Source organism: Burkholderia sp. AU4i (genome assembly GCF_000466765.1).
Classification (GTDB): domain Bacteria; phylum Pseudomonadota; class Gammaproteobacteria; order Burkholderiales; family Burkholderiaceae; genus Burkholderia; species Burkholderia cepacia.
The window spans coordinates 23,253-33,969 of sequence record NZ_ASSI01000231.1 but is presented as its reverse complement, the minus strand read 5'-3'; the positions used below and the strand labels follow the sequence as shown (position 1 = coordinate 33,969).

Annotated in this window: 10 protein-coding genes; 1 reads left to right on the top strand and 9 read right to left on the bottom strand. The window is 69.5% G+C overall.

Annotation, left to right across the window (positions count from 1 at the left end; all coding sequences use genetic code 11):
- Positions 1 to 72: 72 nt before the first annotated feature.
- The 6 genes from L810_RS38000 to L810_RS37970 form a co-directional block, all read right to left on the bottom strand.
- Entirely contained in the window at positions 73 to 591 is a 519-nt protein-coding gene (locus L810_RS38000; protein WP_021163454.1) for a DUF1993 domain-containing protein, read from the bottom strand.
- Between the two features lie 168 nt (positions 592 to 759).
- Positions 760 to 2,529 (bottom strand): S9 family peptidase, encoded by a 1,770-nt coding sequence (locus L810_RS37995; protein WP_021163452.1) that lies wholly within the window; start codon positions 2,527 to 2,529, stop codon positions 760 to 762.
- Between the two features lie 344 nt (positions 2,530 to 2,873).
- Entirely contained in the window at positions 2,874 to 3,068 is a 195-nt protein-coding gene (locus L810_RS46475) for a riboflavin synthase (protein ID WP_021163450.1), read from the bottom strand.
- Between the two features lie 61 nt (positions 3,069 to 3,129).
- Positions 3,130 to 4,251 carry a bifunctional diaminohydroxyphosphoribosylaminopyrimidine deaminase/5-amino-6-(5-phosphoribosylamino)uracil reductase RibD gene (gene ribD, locus L810_RS37980; RefSeq protein WP_021163449.1) on the bottom strand — a complete coding sequence of 374 codons (1,122 nt, stop codon included), beginning with the start codon at positions 4,249 to 4,251 and terminating at the stop codon, positions 3,130 to 3,132.
- A 15-nt stretch (positions 4,252 to 4,266) separates the two neighbouring features.
- Positions 4,267 to 5,550 (bottom strand): glutamate-1-semialdehyde 2,1-aminomutase, encoded by a 1,284-nt coding sequence (gene hemL / locus L810_RS37975; protein WP_021163448.1) that lies wholly within the window; start codon positions 5,548 to 5,550, stop codon positions 4,267 to 4,269.
- A gap of 191 nt (positions 5,551 to 5,741) precedes the next feature.
- Positions 5,742 to 6,194, bottom strand: a complete 453-nt coding sequence (locus tag L810_RS37970; protein WP_021163447.1) for a hypothetical protein — start codon at positions 6,192 to 6,194, stop codon at positions 5,742 to 5,744.
- A gap of 255 nt (positions 6,195 to 6,449) precedes the next feature.
- Between L810_RS37970 and L810_RS37960 the strand changes: the two genes are divergently transcribed.
- Positions 6,450 to 7,667, top strand: coding sequence for a Bcr/CflA family multidrug efflux MFS transporter (locus L810_RS37960; protein ID WP_021163445.1), 1,218 nt, complete (start codon positions 6,450 to 6,452; stop codon positions 7,665 to 7,667).
- A 60-nt stretch (positions 7,668 to 7,727) separates the two neighbouring features.
- On the opposite strand, the gene L810_RS47815 is transcribed toward L810_RS37960, so the two are convergent.
- From L810_RS47815 to pgl, 3 genes are all read right to left on the bottom strand, one after another.
- Entirely contained in the window at positions 7,728 to 7,988 is a 261-nt protein-coding gene (locus tag L810_RS47815) for a T6SS amidase immunity protein Tai4 family protein (RefSeq protein ID WP_021163444.1), read from the bottom strand.
- 141 nt (positions 7,989 to 8,129) lie between these two features.
- Positions 8,130 to 10,058 carry a bifunctional transcriptional regulator/glucokinase gene (locus L810_RS37950; protein ID WP_042977919.1) on the bottom strand — a complete coding sequence of 643 codons (1,929 nt, stop codon included), beginning with the start codon at positions 10,056 to 10,058 and terminating at the stop codon, positions 8,130 to 8,132.
- Positions 10,036 to 10,716, bottom strand: a complete 681-nt coding sequence (gene pgl / locus L810_RS37945; RefSeq protein ID WP_021163443.1) for a 6-phosphogluconolactonase — start codon at positions 10,714 to 10,716, stop codon at positions 10,036 to 10,038. The genes L810_RS37950 and pgl overlap by 23 nt, the downstream gene beginning before the upstream one ends.
- Position 10,717: the final 1 nt, after the last annotated feature.

The following is a 10,717-nucleotide window of genomic DNA, read 5'->3' as shown; positions in this document are numbered from 1 at the left end:
CGGCCGGCCCGCCGCGCGATGCCTGCACGCGCGGTGCGGACGGTGGCGGGCCGGGCCTTGCCCGGCCGCGCGTCAGGCGTGCTGGTCGCGCCCGCCCAGGTAGTCGAGCTTGCCGAGCTCGACGCCGCTGTGGCGCAGGATGTCGTACGCGGTCGTCACGTGGAAGAAGAAATTGGGCAGCACGAAATTCAGCAGGTACGACTCGCCGGTGAACTCGATCGGGCCGACGCGCATCTTCAGCACGATCTGGCGCGTCTCGCTGCCGTCGATCTGCGCGGCGTCGAAGCTTTTCAGGTAGTCGATCGTCTTCTGGATGCGTGCGTGCAGTTCGTCGAAGGTCTGCTCGACGTCCGGATAGCTCGGGATCTCGGCGCCGGCGAGGCGCGCGGCGCAGCCCTTGGCCGTGTCGGTCGCAATATAGACCTGGCGGACGAGCGGCAGCATGTCCGGGTACAGGCGGGCGCCGACGAACACCGACGGATCGATCTGCTTTTCGGCCGCATGCGCCTGCGCCTTGCCGAGAATGTGCTGAAGATTGGTCAGGCCGCGGATCAGCACGGGCAGCGAAGCCTGGTACATCGAGATGGACATGGGGACGACTCCTTGAGGAAGAGGGCGGCCGCTACGCGGCGCGTCGTGCATTGCGGTATCGAAACCGCTGTCGACGCATCTTAGCGCGACCGCATGACCCGTGCGCGTCGTTGGCCGTTCGGCCGATGGCGCCGGCGGGCGGGCCGGTGCGTGCGCGGCGCCGGCCGGTCACGCGCGCTGCAGCCAGTCGATCATCCGCCGGTACCGGTCGGCGATATTGGCAGGCGATTGCGGCACGTGATCGTCGCCCCAGTAGCGGATCAGCCGCACGTCGCGCTTGAGCTGGGTCAGCGCCGCGAACATCCGTTCGCTTTGTTCCAGCGGCACGTAGTCGGCGTCGCCATGGATCAGCAGCAGCGGGGTCGTGATCCGTGCCGCGTGCAGCACCGGGCTGATCGCGTGATAGGCATCCGGGCGGATCGACGGCGGCGCGTCGATGTTCCAGCTGTTGTCGGCCAGCACCTTGCCGAGCAGCTCGAAACGCTCGGGACGGGTGTCGTGGCCCGTTTCGTAACGCAGGCGTGCGTCGAGCGACGCGTAGAGCGCGGCCGCATCGCTGATGCCGGCGCTCGACATGCCCGAGCGGAACATCGGCGTACGGGCGAGCAGCATCATCGTGGCCCAGCCGCCCAGGCTCTGGCCGTACAGGTGGAGCCGGCCGCGATCGACGAATCCGGCATCGACCGCGGCGTCGACCGCCGCGTGGACGTCGTCGAGCATCCTGTCTGCCATCGTCGCCGGCACCTCGCCCAGCACGCCCCGCATGTTCACGTCGACGACCGCAAAGCCGTGTGCGGCGAACAGCTGGAAGTTGAACGGCAGCGGGCAGTCGGGTTCGTGGAACAGGTGCGGGTGGGGCGCGACCTTTTCGTACGGGTACACCCAGACGACTGCGGGTACCGGCGCACCCGCGTAATCCGGTGGCAGCAGGACGTCGACGAAGCGCTGCCGGCCGGGCTCCGCGCCGCGGCAGGCAAGCCGGTGCGTCGTACCGGTCGCGATGCCGGCCAGCTGGCGATTCGTCTCGAACACCACGGTCGCGTCGCGCGCACCGGCCAGGCGAACCGTCAGCCGGGTGGCGTCGCGACCGTGTTCTATGACGGCCGCGTACCGGCGCTCCGGTTCCGCCGATATGCGTTCGCGGCGCACGCCGTCGTGATCTGCCGGTTCGTCGGCGTCGTTCGTGCCGCGCGTGTCCGGCGGCGTGTCCGTGACCGCCGCGCGTGTCAGCCCGGCCCGCGCGCACGCTTGCGGCGACAGCGCGGACAACGCGCCCGATGCGGGATCGAACGCCCACCAGTCGGGTGCGGATGCGGCGGGCGGATCGCCGAACGCGGCGCTGTCGAGCACGTCGGCCGTCGGTTGGTGGCCGAGCGCGTTGGCTGCCCATGCATCGTGCGCGTTCCCGAACAGCCGGCGGTGCAGATGCGCCATCACGGGCGTCGCCCGTTCGGCAAGCAGCGGCAGCGCGACGCGGCCATCGGGCAGCCACGTGAACGGCCCGTCGCGGTCGAGCGGGGACAGGTCGACGCTGCGCGCGGTCGTGACCGGCATCGCGGCCCCGGTCGCCGGGTCGATCAGGACGGCATGCACTGCATCGTCGTCGGCCGACAGCGTGACCGCCGCGATCCATCTTCCGTCCGGCGACCACGACGGCGAGCCGCACGCGCGGCCGGCCCGCGCATCGCCGGCCAGCCGGCGCAGCGTGCGGCCGGCGAATTCGTACAGGTGCAGCTCGGCCCGGTCGAGCCCGCCAAGATACGCGCGGTCGAAGCGACGGCCATCGGCCAGCGGGCGGACGACGGCGAAGCAGATCGAGCCGCCGTCCGGCGACAGCGCGCAGGTGCGACCGTAGTCGCGCTGGAAGCTGTCGAGCGACAGCAGGTCGTCGACGGTGAAGCGGCGGTATTGCGCAGGATCGGAAGGGACGGCCGTCACGCAAGCTCCTCGTCGCATCGGTGGAAGCGGATAGACAAGATGCGTCGGAAACGAGTTCCGGCCCAGCCGCACTGGCCGCCGGCAGGGCCGTGTCCGTGGTCGGGCACGACGGGGCGGGAATGTCGCCGGACCCCGGCGGGTGTTCGACACGATCGCCGCGCGTGATGCGGAAGGGGGCCGGGCGCGCGGCACGCGAGCATGTGCGGCAGTTGCTCGGGACGATTTCGGCGCGGGCAGGAGGGGAGGACGCAGACGCCTGATTGCCGGTGCGCGGCGGCGCGAAGGACAAGGAAACGTGGCGGCCGGCAGCGTACCGGCCGCCACGCCGGAAACCGCCCGCGTGATCAGTCCTGATGTACGCCTTGCGACGTCGACAGCATCCGTTCGACGTGGCGCGCAACCATGTCGACTTCGAGATCGACCTTGTCACCGGCCTTCACGTGGCGCAGTGTCGTGACCTCGACCGTATACGGAATCAGGTTGATCGCGAACTTGCAGCCGTCCGCGCGATCGTCGATCGTGTTGACGGTCAGGCTCACGCCGTTGACCGCCCCTTGTACACGAGATAGCGGCCGAGCTCGCGCGGCGCGACGATCCCGTTCAGTGCGCGGCGTCCGTCGGCGTGAAGCGCGCGAGGATCCGCAGATCGTCGCCGACCCGCTCGACCCCATGGAACGACAGCCGCGTGCGCGCATCGAGGCTCGCCGGCGCAGCGAGGTCGAACATGCCGGCCGCATCGGCGCCCAGCAGGCTCGGTGCGAGATAGACGAGCAACTCGTCGACGCACTGCTCGCGCAGCAGCGAGCCGTTCAGCTTGTGGCCGGCCTCGACGTGCAGCTCGTTGACGCCGCGTGCGCCGAGCGCCGCCAGCATCGCGGGCAGGTCGACCTTGCCGTGCGCATTCGCGAGCGGCACGATTTCCGCGCCGCGCGCCTTCAGCACCTTCGCCCGCACTTCGCCGGCGGCATCGAGCCGGCCGCAGAAGATCAGCAGCGGAGCGCCTTCGAGCAGTCGCGCGTCGAGCGGCAGGTCGAGGCGGCTGTCGACCAGGATGCGCTGCGGCTGGCGCGGCGTGTCGATCCCGCGCACGGTCAGCAGCGGGTTGTCCTCGCGCACGGTGCCGATGCCGGTCAGGATCGCGCAGGCGCGCGCGCGCCACGCGTGCCCGTCGAGGCGCGCGGCCTCGCCGGTGATCCACTGGCTTTCGCCGGACGGCAGCGCGGTGCGGCCGTCGAGCGATGCGGCGGTCTTCATCCGCACCCACGGGCGGCCGCGCGTCATCCGCGACACGAAGCCGATGTTCAGCTCGCCCGCTTCATGCGCGAGCAGCCCGCAGCGCACGTCGATGCCCGCATCGCGCAGCATCCCGAGGCCGCGCCCCGATACCTGCGGGTTCGGGTCTTCCATCGCGGCGACGACCTTCGCGACGCGCGCGTCGATCAGCGCGTTCGCGCACGGCGGCGTGCGGCCGAAATGGCTGCACGGTTCGAGCGTGACGTAGACAGTCGAGCCCGCGACGTCGTGGCCGCGTGCGCGCGCGTCCTTCAGTGCCTGGACCTCCGCGTGATCCTGGCCGGCCGGTTGCGTGAAGCCTTCGCCGATCACGTCGCCGTCCTTGACGATCACGCAGCCGACACGCGGGTTCGGTGCCGTCGTATACATGCCGCGCGCGGCGAGCGCGAGCGCACGCTGCATGTGGGCGAAATCGATATCCGAGAACATGCGCGCGGCCCCGGGTCAGGCAGCGAGTGCCGTGAAGGCGCGGCGCGCGGCCGCGAGCGTCGCGTCGATCACCGCGTCGTCGTGCGTGCTCGACACGAAGCCGGCCTCGTACGCGGACGGCGCGAAATACACGCCTTCGTCGAGCATCAGGTGGAAGAAGCGGTTGAAGCGCTCGGTGTCGCTCTTCGTGACTTCGGCGAAGCTGGTCGGCACGCGTTCGGCGAAGTAGAGGCCGAACATCGCGCCGATCGAGTCGGCCGCGAACGGCACGCCGGCCGCACGCGCTTCGGCCGCGAGGCCGTCGGCGAGACGCTTCGTCTGCGCGGTGAGCGCATCGTAGAAGCCGGGCGCCTGGATCAACTGCAGCGTCTTCAGCCCTGCGGCGACCGCGATCGGGTTGCCCGACAGCGTGCCGGCCTGGTAGACGCCGCCGAGCGGCGCGAGGTGGGCCATGATGTCGCGGCGGCCGCCGAACGCGGCAGCCGGCATCCCGCCGCCGATCACCTTGCCGAGGCAGGTGAGGTCGGCCGTGATCCCGTAGTACGCCTGCGCGCCGCCGAGCGCGACGCGGAACCCGCACATCACCTCGTCGAAGATCAGCACGGCGCCGTGCTTCGTGCACAGCGCGCGCAGCGCGTTGAGGAATTCCGGCGTGCCGCGCACGAGGTTCATGTTGCCCGCGACCGGCTCGACGATCACGGCGGCGATCTCGTCGCCGAACGCGCCGAACGCTTCCTCGAGCGCGGCGACGTTGTTGTATTCGAGGACGGTCGTGTGCTTCGCGATGTCGGCGGGCACGCCGGCCGACGTCGGGTTGCCGAACGTCAGCAGGCCCGAGCCGGCCTTCACGAGCAGGCTGTCCGCGTGGCCGTGGTAGCAGCCCTCGAACTTGACGATCCGGCTGCGGCCCGTGAAGCCGCGCGCGAGGCGCAGCGCGCTCATCGTGGCCTCGGTGCCGCTCGACACCATCCGCACCTGCTCGATCGACGGCACGAGCTTGCAGATTTCCTCGGCGATCTCGATCTCGGCTTCGGTCGGCGCGCCGAACGAGAAGCCGTCGGCGAGCACGTTCTGCACGGCCGACAGCACTTCCGGATGGACGTGGCCGACGATCATCGGGCCCCACGAGCCGATGTAGTCGATGTACTGCTTGCCATCGGCATCCCAGAAATACGGGCCTTGCGCGCGCGCGACGAAGCGCGGCGTGCCGCCGACCGAACGGAATGCGCGCACCGGCGAGTTGACGCCGCCGGGAATGGTCTTCTGGGCGCGTTCGAAGAGGATCTGATTGTTGGACATGAGCGAAACCTGCGAGAGAAGGGCGCGGGGGCCTGTGCACGGGCCGCGGCGCCTGGGCGGAACGATCGTCCGATTGTACCGGAGACGCGCGCGGCGGGCCCGCGGCGCGGTCCGCGGCCTTTCGGCGCGTGCGGGGTTGCGCGGGCCGGGGCCGGAAAGGAGGGGCAGATGCGGCGCGGCGGCCGCTTCCGTTATCGCGGCGGTTTGCGCTTGCCGGTCAGCGCGGCCCAGCGCTTCTCGAGCGGGCCTTCGACCATCGGCTTGATCACGGTGCCGGAGCTTTGCGCATCCCAGGTCTGTACCGAGTACGGATGCACGCGCAGCGCGTCGCGCGGGATCACGACGTCCTGGTGCGCGTCGACCAGCCAGTCGTAGACGAAGTCGATGCACAGCCGGTAGCCGCGCTTCGTCGCCGGATCGGGTACCTCGTACGGCGCGCGCGTCACGTAGCCGGAGCCGAACACGCCCTTGGGCTCCTTCGCGACGCGGTGCAGGAACACGCGGTCGCCCGGCAGGATGCCGCGCGCGAAGCCGCAGCCCCACACGTCATGCACGGCCTCGCCGGCCTTCACGCGCGCGGCGACGTCGGGCAGTTCGGGCCACGGCCATTTCTTGGGGCTCCAGATCAACAGGAAAGCGGTCATCGGTTCGGTCGTGCGTCGAATTGAATGGGTCAGACAATAGGGGAGTGAGGCGCTGCAAGCTTAATCGAATCCCTGCTCGCGATCCCGCGCGGCGGGCACCGTGCCGGTGTTTTTCCGCCGGTCGCGCGCCGGGCCGGCGGCACGAAAAAAAGTTGCGCGTACAATCATGGGCCCGAGCGCGCCGTTCGCGGCGCGGTCTCCCGTCTTCACCACCACGCGCGCCCCGATGCGCGCGGCGCTTCATTCCGGATACCCATGTCTCACGTCGTCCGGCGCCGGCCCGATGCCCGGCTGATCCTGTTGCTCGGCGCGCTCGCCGCCTGCGGGCCGATCGCTACCGACATGTACCTGCCGAGCCTGCCGTCGATCGCCGACGGCTTCTCCGTCAGCCCCGGCGCCGCGCAGCGCACGCTGACGAGCTTCATGGCCGGCTTTTCGGTCGGCATGCTGCTGTACGGCCCGCTGTCCGACACGTGGGGCCGCCGTCCCGTGCTGCTCGGCGGCATCGCGCTATTTACGCTCGCGAGCATCGGCTGCTTCGTATCGAACTCGATCGACATGCTGATCCTCGTGCGCTTCCTGCAGGCGCTCGGTGCCGGCGCGGCGTCGGTGCTGTCGCGTGCGATCGCGCGCGACGCGCACGAGCCGACCGACGCGGCGAAGGTGCTGTCGATGGTCGCGATCGTCACCGCGGTCGGGCCGCTGCTCGCGCCGCTGATCGGCGGCCAGATCCTGCGTTTCTCGGGCTGGCGCGGCGTGTTCGTCGTCCTGGCCGTGTTCGGCGCGGTGTGCGCGGCGACCGCGTACCTGCGCGTACCCGAAACCTGGCCGAAGGAGCGGCGCAAGAGCGCGGCCGTGCTCGCGTCGTTCGCGTCGTACGGGCGCATCCTGTCCGATCCCGTCGCATGGGGGCACATGCTGTGCGGCGGGATGGCGTTCGCGTCGATGTTCTCGTACATCACAGCGACACCGTTCGTCTACATCGAGTATTTCCACGTGTCGCCGCAGCACTACGGGCTGCTGTTCGGCCTGAACGTGGTCGGCATCATGATCGGCAACTTCACGAACACGCGGCTCGTCGGCCGTGTCGGTTCGCTGCGCATCATCGCGGCCGCGTCGCTCGTGAGCTGCATCGCGTCGCTCGCGGTCGCGTTCGTCGCGCTGACGGGGTTGGGCGGGCTGTGGTCGATCGTCGTGTGCCTGTTCTTCGTCGTCGGCGTGGTCGGGATCCTGTCCGCGAACTGCACGACCGACCTCATGCATCGTTATCCGCACAACGCGGGCGCGTCGGCGGCGGTGTTCGGCGCGATGCAGCTTGCGCTCGGCGCGCTGGCGAGCGTCGCGATCGGCGCACTCGCGGACGGCACGCCGTTCGCGATGGGCGTGACGATCGGCGTCACCGGCGTGCTGTGTTTCGCCGGGCGCTATCTGGTGCTGCGCTGGCACGGACGGCCGGTGAAGGCGGGCGCTTGAGCGGCGGGGCGGAACTGGCGGAGGAGGGCGGTCGACGGGTTTGAACTTTCCACCTCTGCATCACTTTGAACGGTCTGACGAGCGATTGTCGAGTCGATAGCTGCGCTTCGGGTTGATCACGAACCGTTTGACCTGCGCATCGAGTTCCCGACTGTGATACAGATCCAGGCATTTCAGAAAATCAAACCGCACGCCCTTGATTTCGGATTCGACGACCGGATTGCGATAGTCGCGAGCAAGAAAACGATTGACCAGCGATTTGCCCGCGTCGGGGTTCCGTTCCAGATCGAAGTGTGGGGATGTACGAACGTATGACGTCACGCGCGCCCTCGGCAGAAGGCATCGTCGATGCCTGTCGCGCCGCTGTTGTTTGCGCTGGTGCCGCTCATGCAAAACACCCCGAACGCCGGGCTTGAATCCAGCGTTCGGGGTGTCGTGGATCGACGGTGTTTCGCCGAAGCGTCAGTCCCGCGCGACGTCCTTCGCCGCCGGCGACGCGCCGTGGCTCAACCAGTCGAGCACGTCGGCCGTTTCGTCGTCGCTCGCCCGCGCGCGCGCCTGCGCGACGGCCTCCGGCAACTCACCGTTGGTCGATGCGCGACGGATCGCGACGCCGACCGCGAGGATGTCGATCATCAGCAGATGCAGGATCCGCGAGATCATCGACAGCTGCGATTCGCGCATCTCGATGTGGTCGGTTTCGAGCGCGACGGTCGCGCGCTTCGCGAGCGGCGTGTTGCTCGACGTGATCGCGATCACCTTCGCGCCGGCCTGCATCGCGACGTCGAGCACGCGCAGCAGCTCGGGCGCGCGTCCCGACTTCGACACCGCGACGATCACGTCGCCCTTGCCGAGCAGCGCGGCCGATGCGGCCTGCATGTACAGGTCGCCGTACGCGATCGTCGGGATTCCGAAGCGGAAGAACTTGTAGTGCGCGTCCTGCGCGACGATGTTCGAGTTGCCGAGCCCGTAGAACTCGATGCGCCGCGCGCCGTTCAGGATCTCGATCGCGTTCTCGACGTGCTCGAAGTTCAGGTGCTCGCGCAGCTGCAGGATCGCCGACACCGTGTTGTCGAGCACCTTCGCGCCGAAGTCGGTGGCCGTGTCGCCGAGATGCACCTGGCTGTGGCTCATCGGGATCGTGCCGGTGAGGCCGGTGGCGAGCTTCAGCTTGAAGTCCGACAAGCCCTGGCAGCCGAGCGAGCGGCAGAAGCGGATCACCGTCGGCTGGCTCACGTCGGCCTTGCGCGCGATGTCGACGATCGGGTCGTTGATGATCGAGCGCGGATGGTTCAGCGCGAGATCGGCGACGCGGCGCTCGGCCGGCGTCAGTGCGTCGCGCATCTGGCGGATCCGTTCGAACACGGCCGACGACGCACCACCCGAGCGGTTCGACAACTGCTCCGCGAGGATCGCGGATACGCCGAGGAACGCCGGGTATTCGGCGGTGATCAGGTAGGTCGGGATGTTCTCGAGATAGTGCGTGAAGCGGCCCTTCGCCTCGAAGCGCGCGCGGAACGACGAGCGCGTGAACAGCTCGCCGAGCTTCAGCGCGACGCCGCCGCCGATGTACACGCCGCCGAGCGCGCCGAGCGTCAGCGCGACGCTGCCCGCGAACGCGCCGAGAATCCCGCAGAAACATTCGACCGTCTCGAGCGCGAGCGCGTCGCCCGCATGCGCGCGCTCGACGATCTCGACCGTGTCGACGGTCGCGGCGACGCGTTTCTTGTCGCGCGCGGCGAGCGCGCGATAGATGATCTCCATGCCGGGGCCCGCACACACGCGTTCGAACGACACGTGCGGAAACTTCTTGCGCGCGTACTGCAGCACCAGATCCTCGCGCTCGTCCTGCGGCGCGAACGACGCGTGGCCGCCCTCGCTGCCGAGCGCGATCCAGCGATCGTCGGCCGGAATCAGCCCCGACACGCCGAGCCCGGTACCGGGCCCGAGCAGCCCGATCACGCTGTTCTGGCGGCGCGCGCCGCCGCCGACCTGCACGCGCTGCGCGTCGGTCAGGCCCGGCAGCGCCATCGCGAGCGCGGTGAAATCGTTGACGACGAGCAGCGTGTCGAAGCCGAGCGCGCGGCGCGTCGCCTCGATCGAGAAGCTCCAGTCGTGGTTGGTCATCGTGACCTGGTCGCCGTCGACCGGGTTCGCGATCGCAATCGCCGCATGGTTCACGCGGTTGATCTTCACGTCCTTCAGATACTTGCGGATCGCGTCGGTGATCGTCGGATAGTCGGCGCCGGGATAGACGCGGATCTGCGTGATCTCGCCTGGGCCGGTTTCCAGCGCGAAACGCGCGTTGGTGCCGCCGACGTCCGCGAGCAGGCGCGGGCCGTCGGCATGCTGGCCCGCGACAACGGCCTTACTTTGCGCACCAGTAGACATCGAGCTGGGTCCCCTTGTCGTTGGCCAGTTGGGAAATCGCGTTCTTCTGCAGCGATGCGGCCGCGGCGTCGAGCACGTCGCGCTTGCGGGCGCCCGCGATCAGCAGGAACAGCCGGTCGACGCGCTTCAGCGCATCGAGCGAATAGCTCACGCGTGCATGGGGCGCGGCGCCCGGATGCACGGCGACGAACCGCTCGGGTGTCGTGATCGCGTGATCCCATTCGGGCGCGTCGGCGAAGATCGACGCGGTGTGGCCGTCCTCGCCCATGCCGAGCACCGCGACGGTCGGCACGCGGTAGTCAGCGTTCGCGTTGAGCGCGGCGACGTGCGCATCGAGCGTGCTGCGCGTGTCGACGAGCGGCAGGAAGCGGGCAGGGGCCGCTGCGTGTTGCAGCAGCGTGTCGCGCACGAGTTGCGCGTTGCTGGCCGCGTCGTCGTCCGGCACCCAGCGGTCGTCGACCAGCGTGACGTCTACGCCGGCCCAGTCGAGCGCCGCGTGCGACAGCGTGTGCAGGAACGGGCGCGGGCTCGTGCCGCCGGACACCGCGAGCGTCGGGCGCGCGGGGCCGGCGAGCGCGGCGCGCAGCGCATCGCCGACGGCGCGCGCGAGCGCTTCGCTTTGCGCTTCCTGGGTGTCGAAAGCGTGGATCTCGATCACA